The organism is Amycolatopsis sp. NPDC049252, from assembly GCF_043197175.1.
Classification (GTDB): domain Bacteria; phylum Actinomycetota; class Actinomycetes; order Mycobacteriales; family Pseudonocardiaceae; genus Amycolatopsis.
On record NZ_JBICSQ010000025.1, the window covers coordinates 21,832 to 40,356 of the forward strand.

Sequence of the window (18,525 nt, forward strand, 5' to 3'; positions counted from 1 at the left end):
TCACAGCCGCGGGTCCACCGGGTCCGACTCGAGGGCCAGCACCGCGAACACGCACTCGTGGACCCGCCACAGCGGCTCACCCCGGGCCACGCGCTCCAGGGCCTCCAGGCCCAGCGCGTACTCCCGCAGCGCGAGCATGCGCTTGCGGTTGAGCCCGCGCTTGCGCAGCCGCTCGAGGTTCGACGGCAGCGTGTAGTCCGGCCCGTAGATGATCCGCAGGTACTCGCGCCCGCGCACCTTCACGCCGGGCTGGACCAGCCCGCGCGCGCCGCGGGTCAGGTTGGCCGCCGGCTTGACGACCATGCCCTCGCCGCCCGCGCCGGTCAGCTCCTCCCACCACGCGACGCCGCGGGCGACCGACTCCTCGTCGAGGAGGTCGACCGCCAGCGTCCGGGTGCGCTGGAACCGCGGCCCGGCCAGCTTCTCGAGCGCGGCGAGGTGCCACGAGTGCGGCCGGTCGTGGTAGCTCGCCCCCTCGGACGCCAGCAGCTGGAACGGCGCCAGCCGCACCCCGTCCAACCCCGTCGTCGGCCAGCAGTAGCGCCGGTAGGCGTCCCGGTAAGAATCCACTGTGGACGAACGCGAAACGGTCCGCCCCAGCAGGTCCGTGACGTCGATGCCGCGCGCGGCCGCCGTCTCCAGCGCGGAGACCGCCGCGGGCAGCACGGCCTGGGCGGCCGCGCCGACCGACGCGTACTGGTTCGAGATCAGCGACCCCGCCTTCGCGCTCCACGGCAGCAGCTCGGCGTCGAGCAGCAGCCAGCCGCTGTCCAGCTCCTCGAACAGCCCGGCCGCCGCCGAGCGCACGTCGGCGAGCAGCTCGAGATTCTGCGCCGCCGAGAAGAACGGCCGCCCGGTGCGCGTGTACACCGCGCCGCCGCCGCGAACGCCGAAGCGCTGGTAGGCGACGTCGTCGTCCCGGCACACGAGCACGACGGCCCGCGAGCCCATGTGCTTCTCCTCGCACAGCACGGACTGGACGCCGGCCGCGCGGAACTCGGCGAACGCCTCCTCCGGGTGCTCCAGGTAGTCCTCGCGTGAAGACGTCGAACACGGCGCCATCGTCGGCGGCAGGTAGGCGAGCCAGCGCGGATCCACCGCGAACCGGCTCATCACCTCCAGCGCCGCCGCCGACTGCTCCGCCGAGACGCCGACCCGGCCGTGGTGCGCCGTCTCGATGATCCGCTTCCCCGTGACGTCGGCCAGCTCCAGCACGGCCGGCTCGCGCCCGCCGAGCGGCCGTGAAGCGTCGAGGGGACGCGAAGGCTCGTACCAGACCTGGTGCGCCTTCACCGAGACGACCTCGCGCTCCGGGTACCGCAGCGCGGTCAGCTTCCCGCCGAACACCGCGCCGGTGTCGAGGCACATGGTGTTGTTGACCCACTCCGGTTCCAGCGTCGGCGTGTGCCCGTAGAGGACCATCGCGGACCCGCGGTAGTCGCGCGCCCACGGCAGCCGCACCGGCAGGCCGTACTCGTCGGTCTCGCCGGTCGTGTCGCCGTAGAGCGCCATGCTGCGCACCCGCCCGGACGCGCGCCCGTGGTACCGCTCGGGCAGGCCGGCGTGCGCGACGACGAGCTTGCCGCCGTCGAGGACGTAGTGCGCGATCAGGCCGTCGCAGAACTCGTGCACCCGGCGGCGGAACTCCTCCGTCTCGGCGCCGAGCTGCTCCAGCGACTCGGCGAGCCCGTGCGCGACGTTCACCTTCCGCCCGTGCAGTGCGCGCACCAGCTTCTGCTCGTGGTTCCCGCAGACGACCAGCGCGTTGCCGCTCTCGGACATCCCCATGACGCGCCGCAGCACGCCCGGGGTGTCCGGCCCGCGGTCGACGAGGTCGCCGACGAACACCGCCGTCCGCCCGTCCGGGTGCACGCCGTCGGCGTACCCCAGCTCGGCCAGCAGCTCCTCGAGCTCGGCCGCGCAGCCGTGGACGTCGCCGATCACGTCGAACGGCCCGGTCAGCTCGCGCTTGTCGTTGCGCAGCGGCTCGACGGCGATCTCCGCCTCGGCCACCTCGGTCTCGCCGCGTAGCACGTGCACGCGCCGGAAACCCTCACGCTCCAACGACTTCAGCGACCGCTGCAGCTCACCGCGCTGCCGCCGGATCACGTGCTCGCCGAAGTCGCGGTCCGGCCGCCCGGCGTTGCGCGCCGCGCAGACGGACAGCGGCAGGTCGAGCACGATCGCCGTCGGCAGCACGTCGTGCTCCTTCGCGAGCTTCACCAGGCTCGCCCGCGAGGCACGCTGGACGTTCGTCGCGTCGATGACGGTCAGCCGCCCGGCCGCGAGCCGCTTGCCGGCGACGTAGTGCAGCGTGTCGAAGGCGTCGGCGGACGCGGACTGGTCGTTCTCGTCGTCGGCGACGAGCCCGCGGAAGAAGTCGCTGGAGAGCACCTGCGTCGGCGCGAAGTGCGTGCGCGCGAACGTCGACTTGCCGGAGCCGGAAGCGCCGACGAGCACGACGAGGGACATCTCGGGAACGGTCAGCTTCACGCGGCCACCTCCTTCTCACTGTCGCCGGTCGTGAAGACCGCCATCTGGGTCGGCGGTCCTGAATCCTGGTCCTCCGGTCCGACCGGCAGGTAACGAACGTCGTACCGGTTTCGGATCGCGACGGCATCGGCCCACTCGCGGAACTCGGCCCTCGTCCATTCGAACCGGTGATCGGCGTGCCGGAAATGCCCCATCGGCAGGAACTCGAACAGCCGGTTGTACTCCGCGTTGGGGGTCGTGACGATCACCGTCCGCGGCGCCGCGACCCCGAACACCGCGTGCTCCAGGGCCGGCAGGCGCTCCTCGTCGACGTGCTCGACGACCTCCATCAGCACGGCCGCGTCGTACCCGGCCAGCGCCGGGTCGGCGTAGGTCAGGGCGGACTGCCGCAGTGTGACGCGGCTGTGGTCCTTGAGCCGCTTCTCGGCGATGTCGAGGGCGCTCGCGGAGACGTCGACACCGACGATCTCGGTGAACGACCGCTCCTTCTCGAGCACGCGCAGCAGCGCGCCGGGGCCGCAGCCGAGGTCGAGGACCCGCTGCGCGCCGGCCGCCCGGAGCGCGGCGAGCACGCTGCCGTGCCGCTGCGTCGCGAGCGGCTCGGGCCGGTCGGGCACCTCGGTGACCAGCGCTTCGGCCTCGGCCGGGACGTCGTCCGCCTCGGCCAGCCGCGAAAGCGCGTAGTTCACGACGGGACGGCGTCGCTCCAGGTAGCGGTTGGTGATGAGGGTGCGCTCCGGATGCCCGCCGAGCCAGCCTTCGCCGGCGCGCAGCAGCTTGTCGGCCTCGTCCTGCCCGACCCAGTAGTGCTTGTCACCGTCGAGGGCGGGCAGCAGGACGTAGAGGTGGCGCAGCGCGTCGGCCACCCGCTGGCGGCCGATCAGCCGCAAGTCGACATAGCGACTATCGCCCCACTGCGGGAACTCCGGGTCGAGCGGGATCGGCGTCGCCGTGACGGCCCAGCCGAGCGGCTCGAACAGCTTGTGCACGACCTCCGCGCCACCGCGCGCGGACAGCGACGGCACGTGGATCTCCAGGTCGAAGGCCTCGTCGACCAGCTCCGGGCGAGCGGTGCAGCGCCCGGCGAGCGCCGTCGTGAACGCCGCCCGCAGCGCCACCGCGAGGTACGAGCCACCGGCGTAGGGCCGGTCGTTGACGTACTGCGTCAACGACGTCCCGCCGCCGCGCACCAGCTCGATCGCGTCGATCTCGACGAACAACGCGGCGGTGCACCTCTCCGGCGTCGCCTCCGGGTAGAAGACGTGCGCGGTGCCGGCGGAAAGCGCGACCGACTGGGCCTTCTCCGGATGCTTGTGCAGAAGGAAGCCCAGGTCGGTGGCGGGGGTACGGGTGGTCGTGATGGTCAACAGCACCGAGCCAGTGTGACCGAGGGCCCGGTGACCGCGCGCCCGGTTTTCCGGGGTGCCACCCTGGAGGCATGAACCGCCTCGCCAGCGCGACCAGCCCGTACCTGCTCCAGCACGCGGACAACCCCGTCGAATGGTGGCAGTGGGGCGCGGACGCGCTCGCCGAGGCGAAACGCCGTGACGTGCCGATCCTGCTGTCCGTGGGCTACGCCGCGTGCCACTGGTGTCACGTCATGGCGCACGAGTCGTTCGAGGACGCCGAAACCGCCGCCGTGATGAACGCGCACTTCGTCAACGTCAAGGTCGACCGCGAGGAACGGCCGGACATCGACGCCGTCTACATGGCCGCCACGCAGGCGATGACCGGGCAGGGCGGCTGGCCGATGACCTGCTTCCTCACCCCGGACGGCGAGCCCTTCTACTGCGGCACCTACTTCCCGACGGCGACGTTCCGGCGGCTGCTCGACGGCATCGCCGAAGCGTGGCAGAGCCAGCGGAACGACCTGCTGGACCAGGCGAACCGGGTTGTTTCGGCCATCGCCGGGGCCGGCGGGCCGCTGCAGGAGTCCGTTGTGGACGAAGCCACCCTCGAAGAGGCGGCCGGGATCCTGCTGCGGGATGCCGATCCGGTCAACGGCGGGTTCGGCGGCGCGCCGAAGTTCCCGCCGTCGATGATCCTCGAATTCCTGCTGCGCCACCACGAGCGCACCGGGTCCGAAGACGCGCTGGCCCTCGCCGACCGAACGGCGGAGGCGATGGCTCGCGGCGGGCTGTACGACCAGCTGGGCGGCGGCTTCGCGCGTTACTCCGTCGACGCCGAGTGGATCGTCCCGCACTTCGAGAAGATGTTGTACGACAACGCTTTGCTGCTCCGGTTCTACGCCCACCTCTGGCGGCGCACCGGCTCGGCGACGGCGTGGCGCGTCGCCAACGGGACCGCGGAGTTCCTCGCCGCGGAGCTGCGGACGCCCGAAGGCGGCTTCGCGTCTTCGCTGGACGCGGACACTGAAGGCGTCGAAGGCCTGACGTACGTCTGGACGCCGGCGCAGCTTCGCGAGGTTCTTGGCGACGACTCGGCGGCCGAGCTGTTCGGCGTCACGCCCGAAGGGACGTTCGAAGAGGGCGCGTCGACGTTGCGCCTGTTCGGCGACCTGCCGGAGACCACGCGCGTCAAGCTCCTGGAGGCGCGGGCGAAGCGGCCGCAGCCGGGCCGGGACGACAAGGTGATCGCGTCCTGGAACGGCCTGGCGATCACGGCCCTGGCCGAAGCCGGGGTCGCCCTGGATCGTCCACAGTGGATTCAATGGGCGGTCGACGCCGCCGAGCTGCTGCTGCGGGTCCACGTGGTCGACGGACGGTTGCGGCGCAGTTCGCGCGACGGCGTCGTCGGGGCGTCGGCGGGTGTGCTGGAGGACTACGCCTGCGTCGCCGACGGGTTCCTGGCCCTGCACCAGGCGACGGCCGAGGCGCGCTGGCTGACCGAGGCAACGCGCCTGCTCGACCTGGCGTTGACGCACTTCGCGTCACCGGACGTCCCGGGCGCGTACTTCGACACCGCCGACGACGCCGAAACGCTGGTCCAGCGCCCGGCCGACCCCAGCGACAACGCGAGCCCGGCCGGGGCGTCGGCGCTGGCCGGAGCGTTGCTGACGGCATCCGCGCTGGCCGGCCATGAGTCCGTGGCCAAGTATCGCGAGGCGGCGGAGCAGGCGCTGCGACGGGCCGGGGCGCTGGCCGGCCGGGTGCCGCGGTTCGCCGGGCACTGGCTGTCGGTCGCGGAGGCCCTGCAGGCCGGCCCGGTGCAGGTCGCGGTGGTCGGATCCGACGCGGAGCTGCTTCGGGCGGCGGCCCGCGGCGTCCACGGCGGCGGCATCGTGCTGGCGGGCGAGCCGGACGCCCCGGGCGTCCCGCTGCTGGCCGACCGCCCCCTGGTCGAGGGCTCGGCGGCGGCGTACGTCTGTCGCGGCTACGTCTGCGACCGCCCGGTCACGACCTCGGAAGCCCTCACCGCCCAGCTCCTTACGGCATTGCGCTCAGGGTGAACGGCGTCCGCGATCGCGTGTTTCCGGCGTAGCGTGAGTTGCGTTGTAATCATGTAATCGGAGGTGCGACATGGGACGAGGCTGGAGAGGCGGCGGCCGCGGCTGGCAGCAGGCCGAGGTGCCGTCGGCCGACGACGCGGCGGCCTGGTTCGGCGGGCGCCTGCCCGACGGCTGGTTCACCGGGGCGCCGGAGGTCACGGTCGACCGTGAAGAGATCATCCTGGTCGGCGAGCTGCCGGCGTTGACCGAAGAGCACGCCGACGACGCGGCCCGCGCCGCGGCGGAGGACGGCCGGATCAGCCGGTTCCGCGAGGAGACGCGCGACGAGCGCATCGAGATCGCGCGCCAGGCCGAGCACCGCTACCAGCGCAAGGTCGCCTGGGGCGCCAAGCTCGGCGGCACCACCGCGCTGTTCACCACCCACTCGGCGCCGGTGATGACCCGGCTGCGGCAGCCGGAACGCCTGGTGCTCGACACGCTCGTCGACGCCGGTGTCGCGCGCTCGCGGTCGGAGGCGCTGGCCTGGGCCGTGCGCCTGGTCGGCGAGCACGCCGACAGCTGGCTCGGCGACCTGCGGGAAGCGATGACCAAGGTCGACGACCTGCGCTCGAAGGGGCCGGACCTGGCCTGAACCCGTGGGGTGCCGCCGCTTCGGTGGCACCCCACGGTGTTCCGTGGGCCACGCCCGAGTGAGCTGAACCTGCACGATCCGCACGGCTGGGGCACGCTGACTACCAACGAGTAGCCAGTACTTTTCGGAGGAAGCCGTGGACGTGTCCAATGTGCCCGCGAAGGTGGATCCGGACGCGCTGACCGCCGTCCTCGACGGACGGTGGGCCGAACTGCGCCGCGGGGTGCGCGCCGAGATGACCGATTCGGAGTTCCGGGACCCGGTGGACCTCGAAACCGAGGCGCACCGCGCCCAGGTGCTCGACCAGCTGCGCGCGCTCGCCGAAACCGACCGGCCCGGCCTGGGGTTCGACCCGGCCTACGGCGGGGGCGGTGACGTCGGCGGCTCGGTGACGTCGTTCGAGATGCTCGGCTTCGGCGACCTGTCGCTGATGGTGAAGGCCGGCGTCCAATGGGGACTGTTCGGCGGCGCCGTCCAGCTGCTCGGCACCGAACGGCACCACGAGCACTACCTGCGCGCCATCAAGGACCTCGACCTGCTCGGCTGCTTCGCGATGACCGAGCACGGCCACGGTTCGGATGTCCAGCACCTGGGAACCACGGCGACCTTTGTGGACGGTGGGTTCGTGGTGCACACGCCGGATTCCATGGCCAAGAAGGAGTACATCGGCAACGCGGCGCGCGACGGCCGGATGGCGGTGGTGTTCGCCCAGCTGATCACCGGCTCGGAATCCCGTGGGGTGCACGCGTTCCTGGTTCCGATCCGCGATGAAGACGGCAACCCGGCGCCCGGAGTGTCTATCGAGGACTGCGGCCGCAAGGCGGGCCTGAACGGCGTCGACAACGGACGGCTGAGCTTCGACAACGTTCGCATCCCGCGGGAAGCCCTGCTCAACCGCTTCGCCGACGTCGACGAGTCCGGCGCCTACTCGAGCCCGATCGAGAGCGACAGCCGGCGGTTCTTCACCATGCTGGGTGCGCTGATCCGCGGCCGGGTGAGCGTCGGCGGGAGCGCGGGCAGCGCGACGAAACGCGCGCTGGCGCTGGCGATCCGCTACGGCGAGGTCCGCCGCCAGTTCACCAAGCCGGACGGCGAAGAGGTCGTCGTCCTCGACTACCTGGCGCACCAGCGGAAACTGCTGCCCGCGCTGGCGAAGACGTACGCGCTGCACTTCGCGCAGGAGGAGCTGGTGTCGAAGCTGCACGACATCGACTCGTCGGCGCCGGAAGAGGAGCAGCGCGAGCTGGAGTCGCGGGCGGCCGGGTTGAAGGCGCTCGGAACCTGGCACGCGACGGCGACGATCCAGGCCGCGCGCGAGGCGTGCGGCGGGTCGGGATACCTGTCGGAGAACCTGCTGGCCGGGCTGAAGGCCGACACCGACGTCTTCACGACGTTCGAGGGCGACAACACCGTGCTGCTGCAACTGGTCGCGAAGGGCCTGCTGACCAGTTTCAAGCAGGACTTCGAAGACCTGAGCCCGCTGGCGACGGCGCGGTTCTTCGCCGAGCAGGTGGTCAGCACGGTCCTTGAGCGCACGTCCGCGCGCAAGGCCTTCGAACGGCTCACCGAAGCGTCCGACTCGGACGTGTTCTTCCGCCGAGACTGGCAGCTCGGGCTGTTCGAGGACCGCGAGGAGCACGTGATCGAGGGTGTGGTGAAGCGCCTGCGCAAGGCGGCGGACGACCCGTTCGGCGTGTTCAACGCGGCCCAGGACCACGTGCTGCGGGCCGGCCGGGTGCACGTCGAGCGCCTGATCCTGACGGCGTTCGCGTCGGCGATCGAGCGGTGTGCGGACCCGGACGCCCGCGCGGTGCTGGAGCGCGTCTGCGACCTGTACGCGCTGTCGGCGATCGAGGAGGACCTGGCCTGGTTCCTCGGCCACGGCCGCCTGTCGGCGTCCCGCGGGAAGGCCGTGACGTCGGCGGTGAACAACCTGTGCGCGGAGCTGCGCCCGCACGCCCGCTCGCTGGTGGACGCGTTCGCGATCCCGGACCAGTTCCTGCGGGCGCCGATGCTGACGTCCTGATCGTGTCGTTTGGGCGGTTTTTCCGACAGGCCAAGGGAAACGGGACGACACGCCTGATCTAACCTGGCGCGTCCGCTCCCCGCTCCCCGCTCCCCGCTCCCCGAAGGAAACGCCATGGGCGCCCGCCGTGAAAGACGTCTGCTCGAAACCGCCGCACCGCTGCTGCAACCGGGCGAAACGCCCGACGTGATCGGCATGGTCAAGGTCGGCTCGACCAAGAAGGCCGTCGGCCGGAGTGTCGCGCTCGGCGTCGCGACGGCCGTGCTGAGCGGCGGGACGATGTACTCGATCACGACCCAGCGTGAGCTCTACTTGCTGCTCACCGACCGGCAGCTGCTGTTCTTCGAGGCCGACGCCTACACCGGCGGGCCGGGAAAGGCACTGTTCGCCGTGCCGCGCGGGTCCGTCGCGATCACCGAGCCGAAGGGCGGCTTGCTCGTGAAGACGGAGCTTCGCATCCACGGCTGGGACCAGGTACTGCGGCTCACGGTGGCACCGCTGCCGCCGTCGATGCGGAAGAAGAGCCTGCGACTGCTGGCCGGGCTGCCGCGGCTGCAGGTCGCCGCGGCGTGACCCCGGGCGGCCGGCTTCGGGGAGCCGGCCGCCCGCTCAGGGTTACGACTTGCGGTGCTTGCCGTTGTCGTCGGTGACCTCGAACTGCTCCTTGCGGACCTTGCCCGACACCGTCTGGTCTTCGGTGACCGTCTCGGTCTTGAGGCGCGCCCGCTCGACGGCGACGGTTTCCTTGTTCACGACCGGCTTTTCGGCGTGCAGCACGATGTCCTGCTCGTCCTCGCCGATCTCGGCCCGCCCGCCGCGGCCGTCCTTGATCGGCTCGCGCTCGATGCGGACCTCTTCGTGGCTCACCGGCACGGTGATCTGCTGCTCTTCGGTGACGACGTACTTGCGCAGCCGCACGCGCCCGGTCTCGACCTGCTCGGTCCCGACGTTCAGCCGCTCCTCGGAGCGCGTCATGGTCCGGTCGTCGTCCCGGCCCATCTTGTCGCGGTCCGCCTTGCCTCGGCCGGAAGCGTCCCGTCCGTCCATTCCGGACCGGCCACGGCCGGCGTCGCCCATGGCGGCCTGCCCCGTGCCCGCACTGTCCATTCCGGACCGGTCGCGGCCGCCGCCGTTGCCCTGGGCCGCCCGGTCGTCCAGCTGCCCGTCGGGCGACATCCGCGGCACCGGCAGGCCGTAGTGCTTGTAGAGCCGCGCGCTCTCCTCGGGCGAGAGGTGCCCGTCGGCGTCGATGCGGGGCGCGTCGGAGACGGCGTCCTTGTCGACCCGGACGTGCACGCCGTCGTTGTCCGTGTGGGCGCCGGAAAGCGGGACGAAGCTCTCCTTGGTCCCGAAGAGACCCGTCTTGACGGTGATCCACTCCGGCTGGTGCGTAGCGTCGGCGAGGTAGACGTTGCCGACCTTCCCGAGCTTGTTGCCGTCCGGGTCGACCACGGCACTGTCGATGAGCTCCTGGGGCTGCATGGTCTTGGCCATCGCTGTGCTGTTCCTTCCACGCGTTGGGGCTGTTGGAGCTACGGTCGGCCGTGGTGTTGATCACGGCAACCGTCGCGGTGTCCCTGTGGGTGACCCCCGAAGGTGCGGGTTTGAAGCGGCCCGCGCGGGCGAAGTCCGCGGTGTCGCCGCAGGTCAGGGCCGTGGCGCGCGAGGCGCCCGGCGGCCGCCGGGTTGGTGCGAAGGTGTGTAACCGCGGGCGGCTGGGAAGCACCGGGCATGGACGAGTGCGAAGTGATGTGGCGCGTCCCGGCCGACGCGGACGCGGTGATGCAGTTCGTCGGCTGGGACCACCCGTTGCCGGCGGTGGTGCTGAAACTCGGCGAGGTGACCGTGACCCTCGCCCCGCCGCGCAACCGCGCGGAGGAGGGGGAGTTCGCGCGCTTCCTGGCCAAGCTCGCGGCGGCCGCGCGCGACGCGGCCCGGCAGGTCGTGTGACCGGAGCCACTGTCACAACGCCGCGCGCCACTTCGTCAAGGGGGTGAAAGCGGACGACGGAAGGAAAAGGTCATGGAAGCGCGGATCAACATGTTCGAGAACGAGGTCGCGGGCAAGTTCGTCAAGCGGCTGGTCGCGGCGTCCCGCCCGGTCGAGGAGTCGTCGCTGCCGAAGGCGACGCAGGAACTGGTGAAGATCCGCGCGAGCCAGATCAACGGCTGCGGCGTCTGCCTCGACATGCACACGAAGGACGCGGCGCACGCGGGCGAGACGTCGCTGCGCCTGAACATGGTGGCGGCCTGGCGCGAGGCGACGGTCTTCACCGAACCCGAGCGCGCGGCCCTGGCCCTGGCGGAGGAAGGCACCCGCCTGGCGGACGCCCACCCAGGCGTCAGCGACGACACGTGGGCCGACGTCCGCAAGCACTACGACGACGAGCAGATCGGCGCGCTGGTCTCCCTGGTGGCGATGATCAACGCGTGGAACCGCCTGAACGTGATCGTTCGCAACCCGGCCGGGGACTACCAGCCGGGAATGTGGAGCTGACGCTGGGAGTCAGGAGGATTTCCGCCCGTCGAGCGTCTCGCGGAGGATGTCCGCGTGCCCGGCGTGCTGAGCGGTCTCGGCGATGACGTGCACCAGCACCCGGCGCGCACTGCGCACCCCACCCGGCTCGTTCCAGGGCGCGTCGGGCAGGGGGTGCGTGGTGTCGAGATCCACGGTGGCGACGACTTCCTCGGTGCGGGCGGCAACTTCCTCGTAGCGCCTGAGGATCCCGGCGAGCGAGTCGCCGGGCAGCATCCGGAACTCGTTCTGGTGGTCGATGGCCCACTGCGGATATTCGCGAGCGGTCCCGGCGGCGAAGTCGGCCCAGGTCACGCCGTCGGGCAGGTCGAGCCGCATCGCGGACGGCCCTTCGACGACGAAGCGCAGCCACGACTCTTCGATGCTCGCGACGTGTTTGATCAGCCCACCGAGACAAAGGGCGGAGACGGTCGGGTTCGCGCCGAGCTCCTCATCGGTGAGGCCCTGCACGGTGGCGGTCAACGCGGCCCGCGCGGCGGCGAGTTCGGCGAGCAGGTCGGTCTTTTCGGTGTTCTCCGGCATGGGAGCAGCCTTGCAGAGGACGCGGTCAGGCTGTGTCCGCATCTCCGGGCGCTGCCCGACGGCCCGTGATGAGCACGGTGTGCTTCCGAAGCAGAAACCGCCCCTGGACTTCGGCACGCTGCTCCGGACTGAGCGGCTGCTCGGACAAGCTGTCGAGGTAGGCGACCACCGGCCCAGGCCCGGGCACGTCGAGATCGCACGAATACCGCTGGGCCTGGACGTCATCGAACCACTCGGAGACCCGTCGAGGTCCACTCTCGGCCGTGACGCCGTTCTGACCTCCGCCGATCGTCAGATCAGGCCGCCCCACGGAGGTCGCGACGTCGTCGAGTTCACGGAGATGATCCCGCCCGTTGGTGGCGACAGCCACCCACCCACCGGGCCGCAGCACCCTGGCGAACTCACTCAGGGCCGAGTCGGGGTCATCGAGGTGATAAAGCATGTGGTTGGCAACGACGGCGTCGAAGCAGCCGTCCCGAAGCGGCAGGTCACCGGCGTCGCACCGCAGCACGTGCGCGTCGGCGACGTGCCTTAGCTGCGCACACATGGGCGGGCGAGAAGTCGGTGAGGACAAGACCACGCGGCCGGCGGTCGACGTACTCCCACAACGTCCCGGTCCCCGCGCCGACCTCGAGGACGTCCCCATCAAGCCGGCGGCCTGAGGAAGATCCACAAGGGTAAAACCGCAGCTAGGCGTACAGGGCCAGCCAGATCGCGATGATCTGCTCCGGGGTTCTGCTCGACCTCGGCGTTCCTGCCTATTAAGTGTGCTGAGCTGCGGTTTTGTCTGTCATCAGTTCTCGCGGCTGCCCGCCTCTTCCTGACCTCTGACGGCCTGGAGACGGCCTGGCGGACCCAGCCACACCCTGCCCTGCATCCCGATACGAAGCCTCCACGCGGCCGGTGGTGCCGGGTCAAGACACGCTTCATCGTCTTGACGCGGTGCTACTGGCCGTTGTCACGATCAGGCGTCGGGATGGAGGTCTCCTACAACCGTGCGTAACGGAGATCGACTCCCAAACGACCCGAATGTCACCACCGCTCGTAGCTCGTCGAGGAGGCCGGGGATGGCTCAGGGGACTCGTGTGCCGCCGCGCGGCGCTGCGCCAGGTGAGCCGCCAAGGCGAGGGGCTACATAGGCGACAGGCGCGCCGCCACCGGCGGCGCGCCCTTGATCCCATAGAGCCAAGTTCGGCAATATCACAAAAGTCAGCGCTGCGGAGTCAGGGACGAAATGGCAGACGAGGTGAAGGTTTCAGGGGCTACACTCATACGCCCGGCGCGATTGGGTCTGGTTTTTGATGCGAACGAAGAAAATTTCACTCTCGCGTGTTCACTGCTTTCCGCCGCTTGGGGTGGGAAATTTAGCTTTATGTTCCCCCGAGGGACGCCCGAAGAAGTAATGATGCGGGTTGCAGACTTGAATAGCCTTGATGCAATCATCCACCTCCCTCGCGAGTCGGAGCCTGCTCCTTCGGGCCAATTTTCAGGACTTCATTGGCGCACGCTTCCAGGATCCGACCCGTTTTCCCCGGCCGCCGGGTTTACCTATCGAGATGGCTCCGAAGAAACTCTTCTTAGTACGCGATGGGTCATCGAGCATGCAGACGTTACGCCATTCGCCTACAAATACTATCAAGACGACTTTCTTCGTAACTTGCTGTTGGCGCAGTATGGCGGGTTTCCGAAGGAAGATCTCTTCTTCACGCGAAGGGTAAAGCATCTTTATGGCGATTATCGACCACAAGGAGGGGGCACTATTGCAATGCCACCCGAACGCCAGTCGGCGATTGAACTAACCGGTTACGGCGTAGAAGACTCGGGAAATGACCCGACTATAACTTTTGTTATTGTAGATCCCAACGACTTTAGTCAGCTTATGCACTTCTGGAACTTGCGGGCCTCTGGTGAACGCGTTTTTGCTTGGCCGGCAAAGGAATCCGAGCGAGTAACGCTAGCAGCTAAGAAATGGCTAAAGCTTCAAAAGCGCAGATTGTCTAACGGGGAGCATGAGTTTGGTCACCTTGTTCAGCATGTCAACCTGGTGAACGATGATAGGTACGAGGACAGTCTTGTCAAATTCTTTGCTGAAGAATCGTGCGAAACTCATAAGTTAGCATGGATCAGCTACAAGCACAGGACGCATCGGCCAACACTTCAAACTGAGTTCGAACAGAGATTCAGTGCTACGGGAAGCGATAGCCTTGGCCATTTCGCTGCTCCAGTGAGCAACTTCTTTCATCGCAAGTTTGACTCAAAAATAGCTTCGACGGGAATAGTTGCTGTCGACATTAGGTTTGATACTGATAAGAACCTGCCAGCGGGCACCACGTTCGCTGTTCCAAATATTCGCACTGTATCGCGATACATGACACATAGTGGAAACTCTATGGAGGCATTCCGCCATGCCGCTTATGGTGGAATATCCGTCGGTGTATCGTCAGACTCGGAGCAGGTGTACTTTCCGGCTTATAGGTCGATTTCATTCTTTCAAAAACTTCTCAAGCAACAGGGCTGGAGTATAGACCAGAGTGATTCCGGAGTGTTCGCATCTCATGTAATCCAGAAGCTGGGTGGGGAAGATTCCACTGTTGCGAATCAGCCAGCATACCGAAGCGTTTTGTATAGCGCATCGAATTCCCCTCGCGGGCTTCCTATTGCAAGACTTATTCAGGAAGCCAAGAATAATCGCGGGAAGTGGCCGTTCTTTGAAGGCGAGACGGATAATTACCCTACTCGAGTTGTCTACCATCTTCTTGGGCAAGAGGTTCTTCGACCACATTTGGCAATAAAGTGCCCAACGTGCTTGAACGAGTCAACGATTAGACCCTCGGACCTTAATTTTCGTTTTCAATGTGACTTCTGCGGCGCGTCGCCCGCATTTGGATTAGCGCTCGGGCTGCATCAGAAATCCGATTGGGTCTATCAACTTGCGGGAAATATTGCCGCTGCCAGGCTTTCGGAAACTTTACCGATAATGGCCTGTATCACGGTGCTGCGGTCGATGCAGGGTGGCTCTAATCAGAGCTCAAGTGCGACCGTTCTCGGGCTAAGGATCAATTCTCGCGATCTCAAGTGTGAAATTGATATTGCGATGTTCCTCTCGGATGCTGTCAATCCGATTGTCGTACTAGGCGAAGTCAAAAGCCGCCGAGATTCGATTACGTCACAGGACGTGCGGAATCTGCGAGCCGTTCAGGAGAGGTTCATTAAATCTGGCATTCGCTCGGTAATTCTCTTGGCGACGCTACGCGAGAAATTCGAGCAGGATGAACTTCTCGAGATTCAGGGTGAGTTCTCCGAGACGGAGGAGTTGCAAACCCTCGGTGGTCGAACCTGCGCCAATCTGCCGCTTACTCTAGTGAATAGCGATCTATCAGTCGAATACTGGTCTGAAGAGCATCCGACGAGATGGCTTAATGGCCCAAGATTTATCGAGAACTTTGCGAATCACTCCTGCAAGAAGAACCTGGGGCTTACTGGTGTTGAACCATCGCTCAATCAGGGGTTCTACAAGTGTAGCTTTGAAGACGAAGGTGAATCGAAGGGCTCTGCGCAATCAACAAGCGATGGAGGTGAAAGCGAATGACCTCTAATTTTGACAGTCCTGGCATCTTAGAGACCTGCGAGAGTTTGATCAGTCTTTGGAAGAGTCGTCGGGAAAGCGAGACCCGATTTCAGAGTCGAGGCAAAAAGCCTAGCCTTATGAAATTTGTGTCGGTTCATGGCTTAGTCGCCCACTCCTACCGAGTTGGTGAGCAAGCTCTCTCGATGTGTGTCGACGGATTTGCAATGGAAGCTCTCCCTCTGGTTCGCTTGTCCTACGAACTAGCATTGACAGCCCACTGGATCGCTCAAAATATTGATGGCGCGGAGGCTGTGCTAAACCGAGATGTTCAGAACCGACAGGCAGCGATCAGGACTCTAGCTAACGCTCAGTCCGCAACGTTGCGCTCTGGCTCGCAGGACTTTCCTGGTGCAGATCGAGAGCTTTTGCAGACATCGTCGCAGGTTCAAGCTCGCAACTTTGAGCAACTGTGTCGCGACTTGGAGCCCGGTGGAGCAGATGCCTACGCGTATTACCGCCTGATGAGTTGGTACTCTCATCCTAGTGCACGGATTATTGATAGCTACGTCCAACCGACGCCCGACAATCAGGGTATTGCAGCGCTTCGATTGGATCCCGAAACACTGGATGCGAACATTTGGGTTCATTTTTTGGCGTACTCGTTTGTCTGGGCTGGCCGAGCGCTCGACTTTGTAGACGCAGATCGCACTCATCGGAGCGAGCTTCGCGACGCGGCACGATCGCTCGACATACCTGACGTTCTAAAGTTGTCAAGCGAGGCGATACGTCGAACAGCCAGGGCAAAGCAAGAGACGCGGCGAGCCAGCTGGAAAGGTCCACGACAAAAAAGTTTCGGCGAATCTTTCGGGGTGTAACGAAGTTTATCGGGCAGCGGGAAGTGGAATGTCGATCGTGTCTGCGTGTTCAAATATCGCACTCGGAGACGTTGAGCTAGTATGGCGAAGAGGTCTCGGCGAGAAGGTGGTCTCCTATGTGAAATATGGATTCGCCGAATCGCCTTGCAGTGCGTGTTTAATTCGCAGTCGAATTGTCTCGTGAATTGAGATACTCCCAATTTGATTTGTGGGTATCCATTTGACTTCTTTGCTCTCATTGCTAGGTTGCAGTGTGCCTGATATTGCACGCGCGCAGAAGCAGATTGAGAATTCCTGTCGGACTTCGCCGTCGTCGTAGGCGATAATATGCTTAGGGTCTGAATATAGACCGATCACTCCAGTGACCTCGCAGCGGATGCCAGTTTCCTCGTAGACCTCCCGGACTGCCGCCTCGGCCAGCGTCTCGCCAAGCTCCAGCTGGCCGCCGGGAATCGAGTACAGGTTGTTGTCCGTGCGCCTGATCATCAGGATTCGGCCTTCGTCGTCCTGGATGAAGGCGGACACCGCTACTGCGATGCTGTTCGCCTTGGGTGCGTTCGGGTCGTTGTAGTAGTCGACTCGGGTCATGTTGCCTCCTAGAAGGTGGCTGGTTTGGCGAGGTTCCAGACTGATTCGAAGCTCTCCGAGTAGGTCTCGAAGAGGTCCCCGGCGGACAGTCTCCGCAGGTGGAGGGAGGGGGCGTGGGCTCCCTGGAACCCGTATACGTGCGTGTTGATGATCATCTCGTCGTCGAACCGGAAGATCGAGTTGTAGAGCGTCGTGTTGTGGAACCGCATCTCGACTCCGTCGACACCGATCAGCGGACGGTAGGACGCCAGCGCGTTGCGGATGCGGGCCGCGAGCGTCCCGTCGCCCATTTGCTCCTCCTCGCCGCGTAGGACGACGCTGCCACCCTCAGGGTCTCCGAACATGAGCCGGATTCGAGCGCCGGCCGCTGCCTTGGCAGTCAGGTCCTTGATGAACCGCGGGCGTTCGACCAGGAATAACGCTGCGTGTACCAGGATCTCGACGGTCTCCGATGCTTCCTTGATCAGCCGGTCCCACAGCTCGACGGGGACGGCGTTGCGGTGCGGGAAGACCTGCACCAGCTCGGCGGCGGCCGTCTCGGCCTTGCGCTCCGGGGCCACCGAGTCCGGCCACAGGTAGGTTTCTGACTCGCGCGCCATGGCGGCGATCTTGTGCCGGTGCTTGGGATATGGCGTCCGGTTCTTGGTGATCCAGCGCTCGACGGTCTTCTGGTCGACGCCGACCGCCTTGGCGACCTGCTCCAAGGTCAGGCCGTTGCGCAGTAGTGCGTCACGCAGGCGTTCGTTCGGCATCGACACCCCCTTGGGACGTGTAGGGACGTCTTCGACGGTACCAGGGACGTCCTGAGATGTCCTGCCACGTGGTGATCACGTCCCGCGTTTTGGCGGAGATTGGGTGTCAGGTTGCCGGGGCAGGCCCGGTGCCAGGACACCGAGGAGGTAGGCGTGACTACTGAAACTGCCGTTCGGCCGGCTGGCTCGGACAAGCAGGCGGTCCCTCGCCGACGTGCGGCGTAGGCACGGCGTGGCATGCGCGACACGGTTCAGATCCACGTTACGGCTGATCTGCCGATTCGTGCCCGCGCGCTGACGTACGCAAACCGCGCCGAAGTCCGGTTCGGCAAGGCGTTCCCGGTGGTCCTGCTCGTGGACTCGGACGCCATCGCCGTACTGCGCAGGGAACTGGACAAGGCGAGCGCGGCACTGGACGCCGCAACGGCACGAGGCGGAGAGCCGCCAGAAGCTACCAACTAGCAGACGACACAAGGGATTCAGTATGGCTATCGACAAGGGACACCGGTTCGGCATCGACTTCGACGACGCGTTCACCCAGGGCCTCGTCATGGTGGGCGAAGTGTCGCCGGACAACGAATACCAGTCGCGTGAGGACCGGGCCGCCAACCGCCCGGTGCGGCAGCGGGTCGACGAGGTGACCGGAAAGCGGCAGTGGAAGGTCATGGTCACCGACCCGGCCGAGACCCGCGCGAAGCGGGCGTCGTTCGAGATCACTCTTCTCGCCGACGTGCAGCCAGTCCCGACGACGTCGGAGGCGCTGCCGGGGATGCGGCCGATCGAGTTGGACGGCTTGACGGCGGAACCGCGCGTGGCGGGGCAGGGTGAGTTCAAGTATCAGTCCTACGTGTTCCGCGCGACTGGGTTCAAGCAGGCCGCGAGCAAGGCGTCCCGGTCCGGTGGGTCCGGTGAGACGCCGAAGGCCGCGTGAGCGAGGTGGGCTTCCGCGAGCGGGTCGAGGCGTGGGAGCGGGCGTACCGGGACTACATGGCCGCGTGGGAACACGGCCGTGCGGTCCTCTCGCCGATGAGTGCCACCAACACGGCCAACGCGGCTCGGCGGGTGTCGCGGGCGTGGCACGAGCTGGCGCAGGCGCGTGGGTTGCCGTGGTGGTGTGTGGCCGCGT

17 protein-coding genes are annotated in these 18,525 nt (G+C 66.6%); 10 read left to right on the plus strand and 7 right to left on the minus strand.

Annotated features, from left to right (window positions below; all coding sequences use genetic code 11):
* Together ACGFMK_RS25175 and ACGFMK_RS25180 are read right to left on the minus strand one after the other, a co-directional pair.
* Nucleotides 1–2,493, minus strand: a complete 2,493-nt coding sequence (locus ACGFMK_RS25175) for a polynucleotide kinase-phosphatase (RefSeq protein ID WP_392767736.1) — start codon at nt 2,491–2,493, stop codon at nt 1–3.
* Nucleotides 2,490–3,866, minus strand: coding sequence for a 3' terminal RNA ribose 2'-O-methyltransferase Hen1 (locus ACGFMK_RS25180; protein WP_392767739.1), 1,377 nt, complete (start codon nt 3,864–3,866; stop codon nt 2,490–2,492). Before ACGFMK_RS25180 ends, ACGFMK_RS25175 begins: the two co-directional genes overlap by 4 nt.
* Nucleotides 3,867–3,931: 65 nt before the next feature.
* Between ACGFMK_RS25180 and ACGFMK_RS25185 the strand changes: the two genes are divergently transcribed.
* The 4 genes from ACGFMK_RS25185 to ACGFMK_RS25200 all read left to right on the plus strand — a co-directional run bounded on the left by ACGFMK_RS25185 (nt 3,932) and on the right by ACGFMK_RS25200 (nt 9,132).
* A complete protein-coding gene (locus ACGFMK_RS25185) occupies nt 3,932–5,902 on the plus strand; it encodes a thioredoxin domain-containing protein (RefSeq protein WP_392767741.1) in 1,971 nt (656 codons plus the stop codon).
* A gap of 70 nt (nt 5,903–5,972) precedes the next feature.
* Nucleotides 5,973–6,533 carry a hypothetical protein gene (locus ACGFMK_RS25190; protein WP_392767744.1) on the plus strand — a complete coding sequence of 187 codons (561 nt, stop codon included), beginning with the start codon at nt 5,973–5,975 and terminating at the stop codon, nt 6,531–6,533.
* Between the two features lie 136 nt (nt 6,534–6,669).
* Complete coding sequence (locus tag ACGFMK_RS25195) at nt 6,670–8,559, plus strand: acyl-CoA dehydrogenase (RefSeq protein WP_392767747.1); 1,890 nt, start codon at nt 6,670–6,672, stop codon at nt 8,557–8,559.
* Nucleotides 8,560–8,673: 114 nt separating this feature from the next.
* Nucleotides 8,674–9,132 (plus strand): hypothetical protein, encoded by a 459-nt coding sequence (locus tag ACGFMK_RS25200; protein ID WP_392767750.1) that lies wholly within the window; start codon nt 8,674–8,676, stop codon nt 9,130–9,132.
* Between the two features lie 42 nt (nt 9,133–9,174).
* On the opposite strand, the gene ACGFMK_RS25205 is transcribed toward ACGFMK_RS25200, so the two are convergent.
* A complete protein-coding gene (locus ACGFMK_RS25205) occupies nt 9,175–10,053 on the minus strand; it encodes a DUF2382 domain-containing protein (protein ID WP_392767752.1) in 879 nt (292 codons plus the stop codon).
* A gap of 237 nt (nt 10,054–10,290) precedes the next feature.
* Here ACGFMK_RS25205 and ACGFMK_RS25210 point away from each other — a divergent pair, with 237 nt between their 5' ends.
* Nucleotides 10,291–10,509, plus strand: coding sequence for a hypothetical protein (locus ACGFMK_RS25210; RefSeq protein WP_323323457.1), 219 nt, complete (start codon nt 10,291–10,293; stop codon nt 10,507–10,509).
* A gap of 72 nt (nt 10,510–10,581) precedes the next feature.
* Complete coding sequence (locus ACGFMK_RS25215; RefSeq protein WP_392767755.1) at nt 10,582–11,055, plus strand: carboxymuconolactone decarboxylase family protein; 474 nt, start codon at nt 10,582–10,584, stop codon at nt 11,053–11,055.
* A gap of 9 nt (nt 11,056–11,064) precedes the next feature.
* On the opposite strand, the gene ACGFMK_RS25220 is transcribed toward ACGFMK_RS25215, so the two are convergent.
* Together ACGFMK_RS25220 and ACGFMK_RS25225 are read right to left on the minus strand one after the other, a co-directional pair.
* Nucleotides 11,065–11,616, minus strand: coding sequence for a DinB family protein (locus ACGFMK_RS25220; RefSeq protein WP_392767758.1), 552 nt, complete (start codon nt 11,614–11,616; stop codon nt 11,065–11,067).
* Between the two features lie 25 nt (nt 11,617–11,641).
* Nucleotides 11,642–12,163 (minus strand): class I SAM-dependent methyltransferase, encoded by a 522-nt coding sequence (locus ACGFMK_RS25225; RefSeq protein ID WP_392767760.1) that lies wholly within the window; start codon nt 12,161–12,163, stop codon nt 11,642–11,644.
* Nucleotides 12,164–12,850: 687 nt separating this feature from the next.
* Between ACGFMK_RS25225 and ACGFMK_RS25230 the strand changes: the two genes are divergently transcribed.
* Nucleotides 12,851–15,205, plus strand: a complete 2,355-nt coding sequence (locus ACGFMK_RS25230; RefSeq protein WP_392767763.1) for a hypothetical protein — start codon at nt 12,851–12,853, stop codon at nt 15,203–15,205.
* A gap of 116 nt (nt 15,206–15,321) precedes the next feature.
* On the plus strand, nt 15,322–16,059 hold the full coding sequence (locus ACGFMK_RS25235) for a DUF5677 domain-containing protein (RefSeq protein WP_392767766.1): 738 nt from the start codon (nt 15,322–15,324) through the stop codon (nt 16,057–16,059).
* Between the two features lie 114 nt (nt 16,060–16,173).
* Here the strand turns inward: ACGFMK_RS25235 and ACGFMK_RS25240 are convergent, their stop codons facing one another.
* Together ACGFMK_RS25240 and ACGFMK_RS25245 are read right to left on the minus strand one after the other, a co-directional pair.
* Nucleotides 16,174–16,647 (minus strand): NUDIX hydrolase, encoded by a 474-nt coding sequence (locus ACGFMK_RS25240; protein WP_392767768.1) that lies wholly within the window; start codon nt 16,645–16,647, stop codon nt 16,174–16,176.
* 8 nt (nt 16,648–16,655) lie between these two features.
* Nucleotides 16,656–17,399, minus strand: coding sequence for a DUF5919 domain-containing protein (locus tag ACGFMK_RS25245; protein WP_392767771.1), 744 nt, complete (start codon nt 17,397–17,399; stop codon nt 16,656–16,658).
* A gap of 237 nt (nt 17,400–17,636) precedes the next feature.
* On the opposite strand from ACGFMK_RS25245, the gene ACGFMK_RS25250 reads away from it, so the two are divergent.
* Complete coding sequence (locus tag ACGFMK_RS25250) at nt 17,637–17,861, plus strand: hypothetical protein (protein ID WP_392767773.1); 225 nt, start codon at nt 17,637–17,639, stop codon at nt 17,859–17,861.
* A gap of 22 nt (nt 17,862–17,883) precedes the next feature.
* Complete coding sequence (locus tag ACGFMK_RS25255; protein WP_392767775.1) at nt 17,884–18,330, plus strand: hypothetical protein; 447 nt, start codon at nt 17,884–17,886, stop codon at nt 18,328–18,330.
* The last annotated feature ends 195 nt before the right edge of the window (nt 18,331–18,525 follow it).